We start from the raw sequence: 17,300 nt of genomic DNA on the forward strand, positions 1-17,300 counted from the left end.
ACATTCATCTGAAGGAGTACACGTGGCACGTGTCAAGAGGGCTCTCAATGCCCACAAAAAGCGCCGGGTCATCCTCGACCGGGCGAGCGGCTACCGCGGACAGCGTTCGCGCCTGTACCGCAAGGCCAAAGAACAGGTCATCCACTCGCTGGTCTACAACTACCGCGACCGCCGCAAGCGCAAGGGCGATTTCCGTCGCCTCTGGATCCAGCGCATCAACGCTGGCGCCCGCGCCAACGGCATGACCTACAACCGCTTCATCCAGGGTCTCAAAGCCGCTGGTGTTGAAGTCGACCGTCGTATGCTCGCCGAACTGGCCGTCAACGACGCAGCCGTGTTCACCAAGCTTGTGGAAGTCGCCAAGAACGCACTTCCGTCAGACGTGAACGCGCCGAAGACGCCTGCTGCCTGAGTGCAGCTGTGAAAACGCGGGGGCTGTTTGGCCCCCGCGTTTTCGTTTCCCGACAGCTGAGGCTGCGCATACCGTCCAGAAGAACTGAGTGAGGTTATGGAAAGCGACATCCATCCCGGTCTGCACGGGCCGGAAGTGACGTCCCCGAAATCCCGCCGACTGCGCGAAGCCGCGAAGCTCGACCGCAAACAGGGTCGGGCCAAGTCGGGAAGATTCCTCGTAGAAGGTCCGCAGGGCATCCGCGAGGCCTTACGCCACCAGGCCGAAAACCGCCCCAAGGCCGTGACGCTGCACGTTGAGCCCGGTCAGGCGGCACCGCGGGGGACAGGGGCCGTCCTCGATGTGTGGGCGACCGTCGAAGCGGCCGAGCGCAACCCCGACATCATCGAGGCCGCACGCAAAGCCGGCATCAAAATCAAGCAGACGGCTCCGGAAGCGCTGGCTTCGGTGGCTGAGACTGTCAACAGCCAGGGAATGATCGCCGTCGTCGAACAGCTTCACGCTGACTTGACCTCGGTGGTGACCAAGGAGGCAAAGCTCCTTGTCGTGCTCAGCCAAGTGCGGGATCCCGGCAACGCCGGAACCGTCCTGCGCGCAGCGGATGCCGCCGGTGCCGACGGTGTCATCATCACCTCCTCGAGTGTTGACGTCTACAACCCGAAGGCCGTGCGATCGACCGCCGGATCGATCTTTCACCTGCCGGTGGTGACCGGGGTCGGCCTTCCAGAAGTCACCGAACTGGCGCGCGCCCGCGGCCTGCAGATCCTCGCCGCTGACGGCCATCCGCCGGCTCACGACCTTCACGTTCCGTGGGATACCGGCCTTGACCTCGCCCGTCCAACCGCGTGGGTGTTCGGCAACGAAGCCTGGGGACTTCCAGAAGCTGATCGAGCGCAGGCCGACGCCGCCGTGGCCATCCCCATCTACGGAAAAGCAGAAAGCCTCAATCTGGCCACCGCCGCCTCGATTGCCGTCTATGAATCCGCCAAGCACGTCCGCATGATCTGACGGTTCGCTAGACTGCAGAACGTTGTCCAACCATCTGAGAAAGAAGGCAGATGTCCGTCATTGACCCGCTTGACGAGGCTGCCGTCACCGCTGCAATGGAGGAAGCGCTGACGGCTTTTGCCGCAGCCGACGACCTCGACGAACTCAAGACGGTTCGCATTGCGCACATGGGTGATAAAGCCCCGCTGGCCCTTGCCAACCGCGAAATCGGAAAGCTCGACAAATCCCAGAAGGCCCAGGCCGGAAAGCTTGTGGGCACATCACGCGGACGGATCGCCCAGGCCTTTAAAGCCCGCCAGGAAGAACTCGAAGCCGAACGCGACGCCCGCGTGCTCGTCGCCGAGGCCATTGACGTCACCGGACCCTCCACCCGTCGGCCGGTCGGCGCCCGCCACCCGCTGCAGCTGCTGCAGGAGAAGATTGCCGACCACTTCGTCGGCCACGGCTGGGAAGTTGCGGAAGGCCCCGAAGTCGAACACGAATGGCTCAACTTCGATTCGCTCAACTTCGGTCCCGACCATCCGGCCCGCCAGATGCAGGACACGTTCTTCGTCGAGCCCGCATCGGCCCACCTGGTCATGCGCACCCACACTTCGCCGGTGCAGTCGCGTTCGCTGCTGAACCGCGGTGTTCCTCTCTACGTGGTCTGCCCCGGCAAGACCTTCCGCACTGACGAACTCGATGCCACGCACACCCCGGTGTTCCATCAGGTTGAGGGCATCGCCATTGACAAGGGCCTGACAATGGCACACCTGAAGGGCACGCTCGATGCTTTTGCCCGCGCCATGTTCGGTCCGGAAGCATACACGCGCCTGCGCCCCAGCTTCTTCCCGTTCACCGAGCCGAGTGCCGAAATCGACTTCTGGTTCCCCCAGAAGAAAGGCGGCCCCGGCTGGATCGAATGGGGTGGCTGCGGCATGGTCCACCCCAACGTGCTGCGCGCATCCGGCATTGACCCGGATGTCTACCAGGGCTTTGCCTTCGGCATGGGCATCGAACGCACGCTCATGCTGGGTGAGGGAATCAACGACATGCACGACATGGTGGAAGGCGATATCCGCTTCTCGAAGGCTTTCGGAGTGATGAACTGATGCTCGTACCCTTGGAATGGCTGGCCGAATACGTCGACCTGCCTAAGAACCTCGACGCTCACGAACTCGCTGCTGAACTTGCTGGCATCGGCTTGGAAGAAGAGGACTACATCGGTCCGGCAGTCACCGGCCCGCTGGTGGTCGGCCGAGTCCTGACCTGCGAACCCGAAAAGCACTCCAACGGCAAAACCATCAACTGGTGCACCGTCGACGTCGGCCGCGAAGAACCGCAGGGCATTGTGTGCGGTGCACACAACTTCGGCGTCGGCGACTACGTTGTCGCAGCGCTGCCCGGTGCTGTTCTGCCCGGTGATTTCGCGATTGCGGCACGCAAAACCTACGGCCACATCTCTGACGGCATGATCTGCTCGGCGCGCGAACTGGGCTTGGGTGATGATCACGACGGCATCATCGTGCTCACCGAGTTCGGCTTTGCCGATCTGACCGCAGGCCAAGACGCCGCGGAACTGCTGGGTCTGAACCACGAAGTCCTCGACGTCAACATCACGCCCGACCGCGGATATCAGATGTCGATGCGCGGCATCGGCCGCGAATACGCTCTTCTGAAAGAGCAGAACTACGCCGACCCCGCCCTGGCGGTCGCCCCGGTCGTTGCCGGTGAGGGACACCCGGTCGAGCTCACCGACGACGCCCCCATTCACGGCAACGACGGCTGCACCCGCTTCACAGCCCTGCGCGTGCGCGGCATCGACCCGACAGCACAGACCCCGTTCTGGATGGCCAAGCGCCTGCTGGAGGCTGGCATGCGTCCCATTTCGCTGGTCGTGGACATCACCAACTACGTCATGCTCGAACTCGGCCAGCCGCTGCACGCCTACGATCTCGCCAACGTCGGCGAGCGGATCGTCGTACGCCGCGGTCGCAAGGGCGACAAGCTCACCACGCTCGACGACGTCGAACGGAGCATTCACCCAGAAGACGTGGTGGTCACCGGAATCAGCGCCGACGGCAGCGAAGAGCTTCTCGGCCTGGCCGGTGTCATGGGCGGGGCAGATTCCGAAGTCAGCGACACGACCGTCGATGTGCTCATCGAAGGCGCTCACTGGGACCCCGTGTCGATTGCCCGCACAGCCCGCAGGCACCGCCTGCCGAGCGAAGCCGCCAAGCGCTTCGAACGCGGAGTCGACCCGGCGCTGGGCCCGGCCGCAGTCGCCCGCGCCGCACAGCTGCTCACCCAGATGGCAGGTGGCCAGGCAGACGCAACAGCATCGGTCCCCGGCAGTTTTCCGGCGCCTCGTGAGGTGAGCCTGCCGAAGACCCGCACGGCAGAACTCGTGGGCATTGACTACACCGATGACCAAGTGATCGGCGCCCTGCGCGCCGTCGGCTGCGAAGTCGACGACAGCGGTGCCGACTACAGCGTGACAGTGCCGTCGTGGCGCCCGGACCTGACCGACGCGGAAGACCTCGTTGAGGAAATCGCGCGAGTCAACGGCTACGACCAGATCCCGTCAATTGTTCCGCAGGCCCCTGGCGGAGAAGGGCTCACCCGCCGCCAGACATCCCGCCGCGCGGTGTCGAACCTGCTTGCCGACCTCGGCCTGACAGAAGTGCTGACCTACCCGTTCACGTCAGAAGCACGGCAGGACGCCCTCCGGATTCCGCAGGACGATCCGCGACGGAACAACCTGCGCTTGGCCAACCCGCTCAGCGACGACCAGCCGCTGCTGCGCACCGAGCTGCTGCCGACACTCGTCGACGCGCAGCTGCGCAACCAGGGACGCGGTTTCAAGGACACCGCACTGTTCGAAATCGGGCTGGTCACCCAGCCTGAAACTGCCCAGCTGCCGGCCAGTGAAACCTTCGCACCGGGGTACTACCCCACGGAAGAAGAGCGCGCAGCGATCTTTGACGCTGTTCCCCACCAGCCGCTGCACGCGGCTGGGATCGTGTCGGGCAACTGGGACCTCGAAGGCGTGTGGGGCAACGGCCGCAGGGCCGAAGCGATGGACGTGATCGAGATCGTCAAGCGAATCGCAGCGGCTCTCGGCCAGAGCGTGACGCCGACGGCGTCTGACCGCGCACCGTTCCACCCCGGCCGCTGCGCTGAATTCCGCCTGGCAGACGGCACGCTGTTCGGCCACGCCGGTGAGCTGCACCCCAAGGTCGTCGAAACGCTCGGACTGCCGGCCCGCACGGTTGCATTCGAGGTCGTTCTCGATTCTGTACTGGACGCTCCGGCAGAGCGCCGCTGGTCGGGTGCCCTGTCCACCTATCCGGTGTCCAGGCAGGACGTGGCGCTCATCGTGGATGACAGCATCGTGATCGGCGACCTTGTAGACACCATGCGTGAAGCCATCGGCAGCGATCTCGAAGGGCTTGAACTGTTCGACGAGTACCGGGGCGAACAGGTGGGGGAAGGTAAAAAGTCGCTTGCATTCCGCATGACCTTCCGGGCAGCCGACCGCACTATGACAAGCGACGAGGCCTCGGCCCTGCGCGAAGCCGCAACCGCCGCAGTCGAAAAGGCATACGGCGCGGTAGCCCGCACCGGCGGGGAGGCGTGAGCGCAGAGTCATGAGCACCGTCCTCATCACCGGAGGTTCGCGAGGCATCGGCCGTCACCTGGCCGATGGCTTCGCGGCCGACGGGTGGAACGTCATCCTCACGGCAACTGACGAAGCCCGTGCGGCCGCTGCGGCCCAGCAGATCGCCCAGGCTCGCGGCACCCGGGTCATTGGTGTGCAGCTCCAAGCGACAGACCCCACATCAGTTGAGGCTCTTGCCCAGCGCACCGCAGAAATCGAAGAGCAGCTGGGCGAGCCCATTACGACGGTCATCAACAACGCCGGCGTGGTGGAAAGCCCAGAAGGCCCCGTGTGGAATGTTCCCGCCGAGCAGCTGATGCGCACGCTTGATACGAACATTCGCGGGCCGTTCCTTGTTGTTCGCGCCTTCGCCGAGCGCCTGCTGGAAACAGCCGACACAACGGGCCGGGCGTGCCGGATCATCGATCTCAATTCCGGTTCCGGCGCGCAGGGAACACCCGCTTACGCTGCCTACTCGGCATCCAAGGCAGCCCTGTTCCGCCTGGCTGATTCGGTACACGTCTACGGCTATGACAAGGGCCTGCGGATCTTCGAAATGGCCCCGGGGGTCATCGAATCCGACATGACCGGCTCGATGGCAATGCACGACTGGCGGGGCAGTTCCGACTGGACTGATCCCGAAGACGTCGCAGCTTTGGCCCTCGCGCTCGCCTCGGGCGACCTCGACGCCTATTCCGGCCGCTTTGTGCGCGCAGGCCTTGACACCCCGGATTCGCTTGCCGAGACCGCCGCGGCTGGTCTTGCCGACGACTTCCGTCGGCTGGCCGTGCGCATGGACTGACCCAGCAGAAGAACGAGGCGGAGCTCACCGATCTCGGTGACCTCCGCCTCGTTCTCTGTGTCGACTGAATCAGACCGTCAGCACGACCTTGCCGGTGGTCGTGCGGCCCTCGAGGGCTTCGTGGGCTTGGCGGGCCTGTTCGAGCGGGAAGGTCTGGCCGACGCGGAATTTCAGCCATCCCTCGTCGAGTCCCGCAAAGAGCTGCCCCGCGCGCTTGTGCAGTTCTTCGGGGGAGTCGATGAACCACTTCGTGGAAGGCCGGGACAAGAAGATTCCGCCGCTGGAGTTCAGCCGCTGAATGTCGAACGGCGGAACAGCACCGGAAGCTGCGCCGAAGAGCACCATGGATCCGCGCGGGCGGATAGAGGCCAGCGAGGCGTCGAAAGTGTCTTTGCCGACCCCGTCATAGGCGACGTCAACGCCCTTGCCGTCGGTGAAGGCCATGACTTCTTCGCGGATGTCGACACCGTCCCCGTAGAGGAAAACGTGATCGGCTCCCGCCGCGCGGGCCAGTTCGGCCTTTTCTTCTGTTGACACCGTGCCGATGACCCGGCCGCCCAGGTGTTTGATGAACTGGGTCAGCAGCAGGCCGACACCGCCGGCGGTCGCGTGGACGAGAGCCGTCTGGCCGGGCTTGATTTCGTGGGAGTCCGTCACCAGGTACTGCGCGGTCATCCCCTGCAGGGGCACGGCGGCAGCGGTTTCGAAGTCCACGCCATCGGGCAGGGGCAGAAGCTCTTCGGCCTTGACCACGATGTTCTGCGCGTAGGAGCCGTGAACGTCTGTCCAGGCCACGCGCTGACCGACGTCAATGCCCTCAACGCCCTCGCCGAGTTCGGCAACGACCCCGGAGCCTTCAACGCCGACGATGTGAGGAAAGGGCATGGGGTACATGCCGCCGCGCCGATAAGTGTCGATGAAGTTCACGCCGGCGGCTTTGACGTCGACGAGGACTTCGCCGGGACCGGGGGAGGGTGTTTCGACTTCGGTGTACTCAAGAACTTCGGGTCCGCCTTGTCGGACTGCCTGAACTGCGTACATGTTCCTCCTTGAAATGCTGGCAACAGCAGGATCACTGATGAATAATTTATCTTGTCAATGTATGCTTATGCATATGGTTTATTCAGTCGCGGTATCGGGAGCCACGGGATACGCGGGCGGGGAAGTCCTCCGCCTGCTGGCAGGCAACCCGAACTTCACGGTGACAACCGTCTGCGGACACTCCACAGTCGGTCATCTCCTAGGCGAACAACAGCCGCACCTGCGCGCCTATTCCGACATGACGATCGCGGACTCTTCGGCCGCGACTCTGGCTGGGCACGATGTTGTGTTCCTGGCCCTGCCGCACGGCCAGTCCGGTGCCATCGCCGCTGAGCTTGAAAAGCTCAGCCCCGCAACCCTCATCGTGGACCTCGCTGCCGATCACCGGCTCATCGACCCGGACGCGTGGAGAAGCTACTACGGTTCGGAACATCCCGGCACGTGGACCTACGGTCTGCCCGAGCTCATGCTCGCTGGCCCCGGCAGCACGGACCACACCACCCAGCGGAGGCAGCTGGAAGGTGCCACGCGCATCGCCGTGCCCGGATGCAATGTCACGGCGGTGACCCTCGGAGTGCAGCCGCTCGTGCACGCGGGACTTATCGACCACACCCGGCTGACAGCCGTTTTGGCCAACGGCGTATCAGGTGCGGGCAAGGCTCTCAAACCGCACCTGCTGGCCTCCGAGATCCTCGGCGGGGCCAGCCCGTACGCGGTCGGCGGAACCCATCGCCACATCCCCGAAATCGAACAGAACCTCGCTCTTGCGGCGGGTGAAGACCCCCTTGCAGGCTCCGCCCGCATCACTTTCACCCCGACGCTCGTGCCGATGTCCCGCGGAATCCTGGCAACCGTCTCGGCGCCTCTTGCGGCCGGTGCTGATGTCGGCCAGGCACAGGAGAAGATCAGCGCGGCTTTCGCCTCGGCCTATGATTCCGAACCCTTTGTCACCGTGCTGCCGCACGGCCAGTGGCCCAACACGTCGGCGACCGCGGGATCTAACCAGGCCCACCTGCAGTGGGCCCTCGATGGCCGCGCCGCGACCGTCACGGTCTGCATTGCCATTGACAACCTCGTCCGCGGCACCGCAGGCCAAGCGGTGCAGTCGGCGCACATTGCGCTCGGACTCGAAGAAACATCACATCTTCCACACGAAGGAGTTGCACCGTGAGCGTCACCGCAGCACCGGGCTTTCGCGCCGCCGGAACCACCGTCGGCATCAAGCCGAGCGGCAAAAAGGACTTCGCCGTAGTCATCAACGACGGTCCCAGCACAAACGCCGCCGTCGTCTACACCTCCAACAAGTGCAAAGCGAACCCCGTGAAGTGGTCACAGCCGCGCACGCGCGACGGCCAGGTCCGTGCGGCCATCATCAACTCTGGCTGCGCCAACTGCTTCACGGGTGACTTCGGCTTCGAAACGACGAAGCTGACCGCGCACGCGGTTGCGGATGCTGTCGGATGCAGTGCTGACGACGTCCTCGTGTGCTCCACCGGGCTCATCGGCACCGGGGGAGAGGACTTCCGCACCCGGCTGGTCGGGGGAGTTCCGGGTCTGGTCGAATCTGCGTCCGCGTCCGGTGGCGCCGATGCCGCACAGGCCATCCTCACCACGGACTCTGTTTCCAAAGAAGCGCTCGCGGAAGGCTCCGGCTACACCATCGGCGCAATGGCCAAGGGTGCAGGCATGCTCGCACCGTCACTTGCGACGATGATCGTCGTCATCACAACCGATGCCAAGCTCAGCCCAGAACAGCTCGACCGGGCGCTGCGCAGTGCAACGGCCAAAAGCTTCGACCGGCTGGACTCCGACGGCTGCCGGTCGACTAACGACACCGTCGCACTGCTGTCGTCGGGGGCCGGAGCAGAAGCGGACGAAGCCGAATTCACAGCCCTGCTGACCGAGGTGTGCACTGACCTTGCCCGCCAGCTCATGGCCGATGCCGAAGGTGCCGCCCACGACGTTGAAATCACCGTTACAGGAGCCGCGAGCGAAGACGACGCCGTCGAAGTCGGCCGCACCGTGTCGCGCTCAAACCTTGTCAAGACAGCACTTATGGGGGAGGACCCCAACTGGGGTCGCGTTCTCGCGCAAGTCGGCACAGCGCAGGCGGAGTTTGATCCCGAAAACCTCGACGTCAGCTTCAACGGAGTTCAGGTGTGCCGGGCAACTGCACCGCACGAAGACCCCGCGAAGGTGAAGTTCGGCCGCAAGATCAACATTGAGATCAACCTCAACAGCGGCCAGGCCGAAGCGACGATCTTCACCAACGATCTCACCCACGAATACGTCACCGAGAACAGCTCTGCAGCATCATGACCGACAAACTCTCACCCGCCCAGCGCCTGGTCAAAGCGCAGACCAAAGCGGAGATCCTCACGGAGGCTCTGCCGTGGATCAAGACTTTCGCGGGCGCCACCATAGTCATCAAATACGGCGGCAACGCCATGGTCTCCCCGGAGCTGCAGCAGACTTTTGCGGATGACATCTCGTTTCTGCGCTTTGCCGGCATCCGCCCGATCGTCGTCCACGGCGGTGGGCCGCAGATCAGCACGATGCTCGACCGGCTGGGAATCGAAAGCGAATTCGTCGCCGGTCAGCGCGTGACCTCTGAAGAAGCCATTGACGTCATCCGCATGGTGCTCTCCGGTCACGTGAACCGCAGCATTGTGTCGCGCATCAACGAACACGGCTCGGCAGCTGTCGGCCTGTCGGGTGAGGACGGCGATCTCCTGCTGGCTGCCCCCGCGTCTGTCGAGGTGGATGGCGAGCTCACGAGTCTCGGCCGCGTCGGCAACATCACGTCTGTCAATACACAGCTGCTGCACGACCTGCTGGATTCCGGGCGCGTTCCGGTGGTGTGCTCTATTGCTGCCGAGCTGGGCGCCAGCGGCGACAATCCGCTCAACGTCAACGCGGACCTGGCCGCTGCGGCAATTGCCCGGGAGATGCGGGCCGATAAGTTCATCATGCTCACCGACGTCCCCGGACTCTACGCTGACTGGCCTGACACCGACAGTCTCATCAGCGAAATCGCTCCGGCTGAGCTGCGCGAACTGCTGCCGAAGCTCGACTCCGGCATGATCCCGAAGATGACTGCCGCACTCGATGCGGTGGATGCCGGTGTCAAACAGGTGCACGTTGTCGACGGCCGCACCGCGCACTCGGTCCTTCTGGAAATCTTCACGGACATGGGAATCGGCACGCTCATCGCCGACGTCAAACCCGCCAAGGGAGGAACCAATGGCTGAATGGCTGGATGATTATCGCGGCAGTCTGCTGCCGGTGTACGGAGATCCGCAGAAGAAGCTCGTCACGGGCAAAGGCGCGGTAGTCGAAGATTCCGATGGCAGGCGCTATGTCGACTTCCTCGGCGGCATTGCGGTGAACAGCCTGGGACACGCTCACCCGGCAGTTGTCGAAGCCGTCAGTCGGCAGACCGCCGAACTGGGGCAGATCTCAAACTTCTACACCTCGGACCAGCAGATTCGTTTGGCCCAGCGCATTCTCAGCACAGCGCAGGCGCCGGCCGGTTCGAAGGTGTTCCTGTGCAATTCCGGCAGTGAAGCAAACGAGGCCGCCGTCAAACTCACCCGCCGCGCCAAGCCCGGCCGCACCGGGATCATCGCGGTGGATGGCGCTTTTCACGGCCGCACTATGGGTGCGCTGTCGCTGACGGCAAAAGAGGCCTACCGCCAGCCTTTCGCTCCGCTGGTGCCAGGAGCCCAGCATGTTCCCTTCGGTGACGTCCAGGCGCTTCAGAACGCGGTGGATGAGAACACCTCGGCAATCATCATCGAACCCATTCAGGGGGAAGCGGGGGTGCGCCCCCACCCCCGGGGCTATCTCACGGCGGCACGTGAAGCAGCCGATTCCGTGGGTGCCCTGCTCATCTTCGATGAAGTGCAGACCGGTGTCGGCAGGACCGGCAGCTGGTACGCGTTCCAGCACCCGGCGATCGGCGAGGGTGTGCGGCCCGACGCAATGACCTTGGCCAAGGGTCTGGGCGGGGGCCTGCCGATCGGCGCGCTCGTGACCTTCGGAGAAGAAGTCTCTTCCCTTCTCACGGCCGGCCAGCACGGCACAACGTTCGGAGGCAATCCCATTGCGTGCGCGGCAGCCAACGCGGTTCTCGATGTCATCGAAGCAGACGCCGTCCTCGACCACGTCCGCGAAGCCGGGCTGCTGCTGCGCCGGGGCCTCGACTCCATTCCGGGAGTCACCGATGTCCGCGGTGAGGGTCTGCTGCTGTCCTTCGACATTGCGCCGGTCTCAGCGAAGAAGTTCACCGCGGCCGCACTCGAGGCCGGTTTCCTCGTCAACGCCGTGGGCCCGAACCGTATCCGCCTGGCACCGCCGCTCATCATCAGCCCCGATGAGATCCGCGCTTTTCTTTCCGCCGTGCCGGATATCCTCAAGAAAGGAGGACAGAGCGAATGACCCGACATTTCCTCAAAGACACGGACCTGACACCGGGAGAACTGGGTGAAGTCCTTGACCTCGCCCAGAGGATGAAAGCCGAGCCCTACGCTTTCCAACCGTTGGCAGGACCGCAGACGGTGGCCGTTGTGTTCGACAAGACGTCGACGCGCACCCGCGTATCGTTTGCCGCAGGAATCGCTTCCCTCGGGGGCAGTCCGCTCATCATCAACCCCGGTGAGTCTCAGATGGGCCACAAGGAGTCGATTGCCGATTCGGCGCGAGTGTTCTCTCGCATGGTGTCTGCCATTGTGTGGCGCACCTTCGACCACGCGGGGCTGGAGGAAATGGCCGCGCATTCGAGCGTGCCGGTCATCAACTCGCTGTCGGATGACTTCCACCCGTGCCAGCTGCTGGCCGACCTGCTGACCATCCGCGAGCACCGCGGCACGGGTGAAGGCAATGGCCTTGCCGGGCTCAAACTCGCCTATTTCGGCGACGGAGCGAACAACATGGCGCACTCCTACCTTTTGGCCTGCGCGAATGCTGGAATGGACGTTGCCGTTGCCGCACCCGCTTCGGCACACCCGGCTGTCCACATCGTGGAAGAAGCGCGCTGCCTGGGCGAAACGACCGGCAGTTCGGTGCTCGTCACGGAAGACCCCGCCGCAGCCGCGCACGCCGCCGACGTCCTCGTAACCGACACGTGGATCTCCATGGGGCAGGAAGACGACGGCCGATCCGGCGAGGACTCGCCGTTCGTGCCGTATCGAGTCACTCAGGATCTCATGGACCTGGGACGGAACCCGATCTTCATGCACTGCCTGCCCGCCTACCGGGGGCACGAGGTGGATGCCGAAGTCATCGACGGTCCCGCTTCCGTTGTCTTCGACGAGGCTGAGAACAGGCTGCACGCGCAGAAAGCGCTTCTCGCGTGGCTGGTGGGGCGCTCATGACAGCGCCTCAACAGAGCGCATCCGTTCCCAGCACAAAAACTGCCCGCCATTCGCATATCGCGGACATCATCCGCAGGCACCGAGTGCGCTCGCAGTCGGAACTGGCCGGCAGACTCGCCGATGCGGGCATCCTCGTCACTCAGGCCACGCTGTCGCGCGACCTGGTGGAACTCGGAGCGGTCAAGGTCCGCACGAGTGCCGGAGCGGTCTACGCCGTTCCGGGAGAAGGCGGTGACCGCTCCCTAGAACAGGGTGTGGGAGGCGAACTCATCGACGCGAAGCTTCAGCGGCTTCTCGAAGAGCTGCTGGTTTCAGCGGAAGCCTCCGGCAACCTCGTCCTGCTGCGCACCCCGGCCGGTGCCGCCCAGTACCTGGCCAGCGCCCTCGACCGTTCGTCGCTGCCGAACGTGCTGGGCACCATTGCAGGTGACGACACCGTTATGGTCATCGCCCGCAAACCGGACGGGGGAGAAGAAGTCGCCCGCTTCATGCTCGACCTGGCCGCAGACAGCGTGTGACCACAGACATTCAGAACTCAGATACCAGAAGAAAGGAGAACACAATGACTGATCGCATTGTTCTCGCATACTCCGGCGGCCTCGACACCTCTGTCGCCATCGGTTGGATCCAGGAAGCCACCGGCAAGGAAGTCGTCGCAATGGCCGTCGACGTAGGCCAGGGCGGGGAAGACCTCGAAACCGTCCGCCAGCGCGCCCTGGACTGCGGTGCCGTCGAAGCCTATGTTGCAGACGCGCGCGACGAATTCGCCGCCGAGTACTGCATGCCGGGACTGCAGGCGAACACCATGTACATGGACGCCTACCCGAACGTCTCCGCTCTGTCGCGGCCGCTGATCGCCAAGCACCTCGTCGCAGCCGCCCGCCAGTACGGTGCGAGCACCGTCGCCCACGGCTGCACCGGCAAGGGCAATGACCAGGTGCGCTTTGAAGTCGCGATCACGACCCTGGCTCCCGACCTCGACTGCATCGCACCCGTCCGCGACCTTGCGCTGACGCGCGAAGCGGCAATCGAATACGCCGAAAAGAACGACCTTCCGATCATCACGACCAAGTCCAACCCGTTCTCCATCGACCAGAACGTGTGGGGGCGCGCTGTTGAGACCGGCTTCCTCGAAGACATCTGGAACGGCCCCACCAAGGACGTCTACGACTACACCGACGACCCGGCGTTCCCACCGGCTCCCGATGAGGTCGTCATCACCTTCCAACAGGGCGTTCCGGTTGCCATTGACGGTGAGGCCGTGACACCTCTGCAGGCGATTGAGAAGCTCAACCACCGCGCAGGTCAGCACGGCATCGGCCGGATCGACATCGTCGAAGACCGTCTGGTGGGCATCAAGAGCCGTGAAATCTACGAAGCTCCCGGAGCGATCACGCTGATCGAAGCTCACCGTGAACTCGAGCGCATCACGCTGGAACGCGAGCAGCTGCGCTTTAAGCGCTCCGTGGAGCAGCGCTGGACCGAACTCGTCTACGACGGCCAGTGGTTCTCCGAGCTCAAGGGCTCGCTCGACGCGTTCATCCTCGATACGCAGAAGCACGTCAACGGCGATATCCGCATGACCCTGCACGGTGGCCGCGCTGTCGTCACCGGACGGAAGTCCCCGAACTCGCTGTACGACTTCGGGCTGGCCACTTACGACGAGGGCCAGACCTTTGACCAGTCGGCTGCCCGCGGCTTCATCGACATCTACGGTCTTTCGGCCCGCACGGCCAGCGACCGCAACCAGCGGGTTCAGAACCAGGCGTGATGAGTGCCCGACTCAGCCCGGCCGGTCAGAATGGACTGGTCGGGTCGAGCCGGGGCTTTACGGTGTGCAGAAAGGATTGTGACGTGACAGAACGAGTAAGCCTGTGGGGCGGGCGGTTCGGCTCCGGTCCCGCCGACGATTTGGCAAAGCTTTCGAAATCGACGCATTTTGACTGGCGTCTGGCACAGTATGACCTGGCCGGTTCGCGTGCTCACGCTCGCGTTCTGCACAGGGCTGGGCTGCTTGACGAAGCCGAACTCGAGGGGATGCTCAAGGCCCTCGACGAACTGGGCCGTCGGGTGGCATCGGGAGAGTTCGCTCCCGTTGAATCCGACGAGGACGTCCACTCTGCTCTTGAACGCGGTCTGCTTGAGATTGCCGGAACCGAGCTCGGCGGCAAGCTGCGAGCCGGCCGCAGCCGCAACGATCAGATCGCCACAATGGGCCGGATGTACGTTCGCGACTCTTCGCGCGTCATTGCCCAGCAGGTTCTTGCTGTTGTCGAAGCGCTCGTGACCCAGGCGGCAGCCCACCCGGATGCTCCCATGCCCGGCCGCACGCACCTTCAGCACGCTCAGCCGGTTCTCCTTGCCCACCACCTGCTGGCCCACGCGTGGCCGCTCATGCGTGACGTTGAAAGGCTCATCGACCTTGACAAGCGAGCCGCGGTGTCCGCCTATGGTTCGGGCGCTCTGGCTGGTTCTTCACTCGGTCTGGACCCGCAGGCGGTGGCGGAAGACCTCGGCTTCCCCACCTCGACGGAGAACTCGATCGACGGCACCGCCAGCCGCGACATCTTCGCCGAGTTCGCGTGGGTGACGGCGATGATCGGCGTGGACCTTTCTCGTCTGTCCGAAGAGATCATCCTCTGGAACACCAATGAGTTCTCCTTCATAAAACTGTCGGACAACTACTCGACTGGATCGTCGATCATGCCGCAGAAGAAGAACCCAGACGTCGCCGAGCTCACCCGCGGAAAGGCGGGACGGCTCATCGGCGATCTGACCAGCCTGCTGGTCACACTGAAAGCTCAGCCTCTGGCGTACAACCGCGACCTGCAGGAGGACAAAGAGCCGATCTTCGACGCGGTTGACACGCTCACACTCCTGCTGCCGGCGTTTGCCGGCATGATCGCGACGGCGGAGTTCAACACTGAGCGCATGGCGCAGCTTGCTCCGCGCGGTTTTGCGCTGGCAACCGATATTGCCGAATGGCTGGTCCGTGAGGGTGTGCCGTTCCGCGTGGCGCACGAACTTTCCGGTGCTGCCGTGAAGAAAGCCGAAGACCGCGGTGTTGAACTGTGGGATCTCAGCGATGCCGACTACGCCGAAATCTCCGAGCACTTCACCCCGCAGATGCGCGAAGTGCTCAGCACCCTGGGCTCTGTCGATTCGCGCAATGCCAAGGGCGGAACCGCTCGCAGCGCCGTGCAGACTCAGCTGGAAAACGCGCGGGCCCAGCTTCGCCTGCTCAGCGAGTTCGCCCAGAACTGACCAAACTCGACACGGCGGCCGCGTGCACCTTGGGCACGCGGCCGTGTCTGTACACGTAGAATGCCCTGTGGAGCTCAAGCTCCCACAGAGCAGAAACAGAAAGGCCAAAAGTGACCGACGTCCTCAGCGATCTCCAGGCTCGCGCAATTGCCGCGCAGACGACCGACGAAGACGCTCTTCGAGCAGCTCTCACCGGCGGGTCGCTGACGTTCTATGTTGGCTTCGACCCGACTGCGCCCAGTATTCACATGGGCAATCTGGTGCAGGTGCTCGTTGCCCGCCGCCTGCAGATGGCAGGCCACTACCCGCTCATGCTCGTCGGCGGTGCGACCGGTCTGATCGGCGACCCGCGGATGTCGGGGGAGCGGACCCTCAATGAACGCGATGTCGTTGAGGGCTGGGTTGAGAAGATTCGCTCCCAGATTGAACGCTTCCTGGACTTCGACGGTCCGCACGCGGCTCGCATGGTCAACAATCTCGACTGGACCAAGGACATTTCCGCACTGGACTTCCTGCGTGATGTTGGCAAGCACTTCTCCGTTAACCGCATGCTGGCCAAGGAAGCCGTTGCCGCGCGTCTGAAGTCTGAAGACGGCATCTCGTTTACCGAGTTCGCCTACCAGCTGCTGCAGGGCAATGACTACCTCGAGCTCAACCGCCGCTACGGTGTGACGCTGCAGACCGGCGGTTCGGATCAGTGGGGCAATCTCACCAGCGGTGTTGATCTCATTCGCCGGGTTGAGCGCAAATCGGTGCACGCCATGTCCACGCGCTTGATCACCAAGGCTGACGGCACCAAGTTCGGCAAGACCGAATCCGGCACCGTGTGGTTGGATCCCTCGCTCACCTCGCCGTACGCTTTCAGCCAGTTCTGGCTCAACACGGCAGATGCCGATGCGCCGGGCTACCTCCGCGTGTTCTCGCTGCGTCCGCTGGAGGAAATCGAAGACATCATCGAGCAGTTCCAGGCTGAACCGCACAAGCGCTTGGTGCAGCGAACCCTCGCCGAGGACGTCACGACTCTCGTACACGGCAAGGAAGAATCCGATCAGGCGTTCGCCGCCGCGGCTGCGCTGTTCGGCACTGGTGACCTGCGCGAACTCCAGCCTTCCACGCTGGGTTCGGCAGTTGCTTCGCTGCCGAGTCTGGAAGTCGACAGCTCTGCGATCCCGGCGGGACTGTCGGTTGCTGACGCTTTTGCGGGATCGGGGATCGTAAAATCGAAGGGCGACGCCCGTCGTGCTGTGAAGGAAGGCGGCGCCTACATCAACAACGAGCGGGTCACGGATGCCGAGGCGCCGCTCACCGGTCAGCAGCTCCTTCCGATTGACGGGGGATCGGCTGTTCTGCTGCGTCGCGGCAAGCGAACGCTGGGTGCTGTGATCGTGCGCGATAACTGACCGAAGTCGGTCCGCGAAGACGGAAGAAGGGAGCGGATTTGCGTCCGCTCCCTTCTGTGTACTAAGTTAGCCCTCGCTGCCGAAAACGGGCGGGTGCGAGTCCGCCGGTGATGTAGATGCTGATTCAGGCAACTGGATCAGGCAGCAGACTCGGAACGGAGTTCTTCGAGTGACTGGCTTCACACGGAAGCAAGTTGCAAAGAGAAAATCCGCAGGGTAGAGTAGAGATCCGGTCGCAGGGAAACCTGAGATTAACGGATTGAAACCTCGGCCTGAACATAGCAATTCTGGAAGGTTCGCTGTTGCGGACTGAAAGGTTTTGGCGTCTGTTCTTTGTCAACTCAATAGCGTGTTTGTT

The 17,300-nt window shown here is 63.7% G+C and carries 15 protein-coding genes; 14 read left to right on the forward strand and 1 reads right to left on the reverse strand.

Annotated elements, in window-relative coordinates:
- The first annotated feature begins 22 nt into the window (after window positions 1-22).
- From rplT to HMPREF3162_RS05660, 5 genes are all read left to right on the forward strand, one after another.
- Window positions 23-412: a 50S ribosomal protein L20 gene (rplT, locus tag HMPREF3162_RS05640; RefSeq protein WP_070574386.1), complete on the forward strand. Its 390-nt coding sequence runs from the start codon at window positions 23-25 to the stop codon at window positions 410-412.
- Between the two features lie 96 nt (window positions 413-508).
- A complete protein-coding gene (locus tag HMPREF3162_RS05645) occupies window positions 509-1,420 on the forward strand; it encodes a TrmH family RNA methyltransferase (RefSeq protein WP_070574387.1) in 912 nt (303 codons plus the stop codon).
- A 50-nt stretch (window positions 1,421-1,470) separates the two neighbouring features.
- The gene (gene pheS / locus HMPREF3162_RS05650; RefSeq protein ID WP_070574388.1) at window positions 1,471-2,511 is read left to right on the forward strand and encodes a phenylalanine--tRNA ligase subunit alpha; all 1,041 of its coding nucleotides are present in this window, start codon (window positions 1,471-1,473) and stop codon (window positions 2,509-2,511) included.
- Window positions 2,511-5,039 (forward strand): phenylalanine--tRNA ligase subunit beta, encoded by a 2,529-nt coding sequence (gene pheT / locus HMPREF3162_RS05655; RefSeq protein WP_070777163.1) that lies wholly within the window; start codon window positions 2,511-2,513, stop codon window positions 5,037-5,039. The genes pheS and pheT overlap by 1 nt, the downstream gene beginning before the upstream one ends.
- Before the next feature lie 10 nt (window positions 5,040-5,049).
- Window positions 5,050-5,862 (forward strand): SDR family NAD(P)-dependent oxidoreductase, encoded by an 813-nt coding sequence (locus tag HMPREF3162_RS05660; RefSeq protein WP_070777164.1) that lies wholly within the window; start codon window positions 5,050-5,052, stop codon window positions 5,860-5,862.
- A gap of 69 nt (window positions 5,863-5,931) precedes the next feature.
- On the opposite strand, the gene HMPREF3162_RS05665 is transcribed toward HMPREF3162_RS05660, so the two are convergent.
- On the reverse strand, window positions 5,932-6,903 hold the full coding sequence (locus HMPREF3162_RS05665) for a quinone oxidoreductase family protein (RefSeq protein WP_070777165.1): 972 nt from the start codon (window positions 6,901-6,903) through the stop codon (window positions 5,932-5,934).
- 73 nt (window positions 6,904-6,976) lie between these two features.
- Between HMPREF3162_RS05665 and argC the strand changes: the two genes are divergently transcribed.
- The 9 genes from argC to tyrS all read left to right on the forward strand — a co-directional run bounded on the left by argC (window position 6,977) and on the right by tyrS (window position 16,942).
- Complete coding sequence (gene argC, locus HMPREF3162_RS05670; RefSeq protein ID WP_083318924.1) at window positions 6,977-8,074, forward strand: N-acetyl-gamma-glutamyl-phosphate reductase; 1,098 nt, start codon at window positions 6,977-6,979, stop codon at window positions 8,072-8,074.
- Complete coding sequence (gene argJ / locus HMPREF3162_RS05675) at window positions 8,071-9,222, forward strand: bifunctional glutamate N-acetyltransferase/amino-acid acetyltransferase ArgJ (protein WP_070574397.1); 1,152 nt, start codon at window positions 8,071-8,073, stop codon at window positions 9,220-9,222. The genes argC and argJ overlap by 4 nt, the downstream gene beginning before the upstream one ends.
- Window positions 9,219-10,154 carry an acetylglutamate kinase gene (gene argB / locus HMPREF3162_RS11365; RefSeq protein WP_083304143.1) on the forward strand — a complete coding sequence of 312 codons (936 nt, stop codon included), beginning with the start codon at window positions 9,219-9,221 and terminating at the stop codon, window positions 10,152-10,154. The genes argJ and argB overlap by 4 nt, the downstream gene beginning before the upstream one ends.
- Window positions 10,147-11,343: an acetylornithine transaminase gene (locus HMPREF3162_RS05680; RefSeq protein WP_083304144.1), complete on the forward strand. Its 1,197-nt coding sequence runs from the start codon at window positions 10,147-10,149 to the stop codon at window positions 11,341-11,343. The genes argB and HMPREF3162_RS05680 overlap by 8 nt, the downstream gene beginning before the upstream one ends.
- On the forward strand, window positions 11,340-12,278 hold the full coding sequence (argF, locus tag HMPREF3162_RS05685; RefSeq protein ID WP_070574401.1) for an ornithine carbamoyltransferase: 939 nt from the start codon (window positions 11,340-11,342) through the stop codon (window positions 12,276-12,278). The genes HMPREF3162_RS05680 and argF overlap by 4 nt, the downstream gene beginning before the upstream one ends.
- Window positions 12,275-12,796: an arginine repressor gene (locus HMPREF3162_RS05690; RefSeq protein ID WP_070574403.1), complete on the forward strand. Its 522-nt coding sequence runs from the start codon at window positions 12,275-12,277 to the stop codon at window positions 12,794-12,796. Before argF ends, HMPREF3162_RS05690 begins: the two co-directional genes overlap by 4 nt.
- Window positions 12,797-12,840: 44 nt before the next feature.
- A complete protein-coding gene (locus tag HMPREF3162_RS05695; RefSeq protein ID WP_070777167.1) occupies window positions 12,841-14,049 on the forward strand; it encodes an argininosuccinate synthase in 1,209 nt (402 codons plus the stop codon).
- A gap of 83 nt (window positions 14,050-14,132) precedes the next feature.
- Window positions 14,133-15,542 (forward strand): argininosuccinate lyase, encoded by a 1,410-nt coding sequence (gene argH / locus HMPREF3162_RS05700; RefSeq protein WP_070777168.1) that lies wholly within the window; start codon window positions 14,133-14,135, stop codon window positions 15,540-15,542.
- Between the two features lie 110 nt (window positions 15,543-15,652).
- Entirely contained in the window at window positions 15,653-16,942 is a 1,290-nt protein-coding gene (tyrS, locus tag HMPREF3162_RS05705; protein ID WP_070777169.1) for a tyrosine--tRNA ligase, read from the forward strand.
- Window positions 16,943-17,300 lie beyond the last annotated feature (358 nt).

The sequence above is a fragment of the Brevibacterium sp. HMSC07C04 genome, from assembly GCF_001815905.1.
In the GTDB taxonomy this organism is placed as follows: Bacteria; Actinomycetota; Actinomycetes; order Actinomycetales; family Brevibacteriaceae; genus Brevibacterium.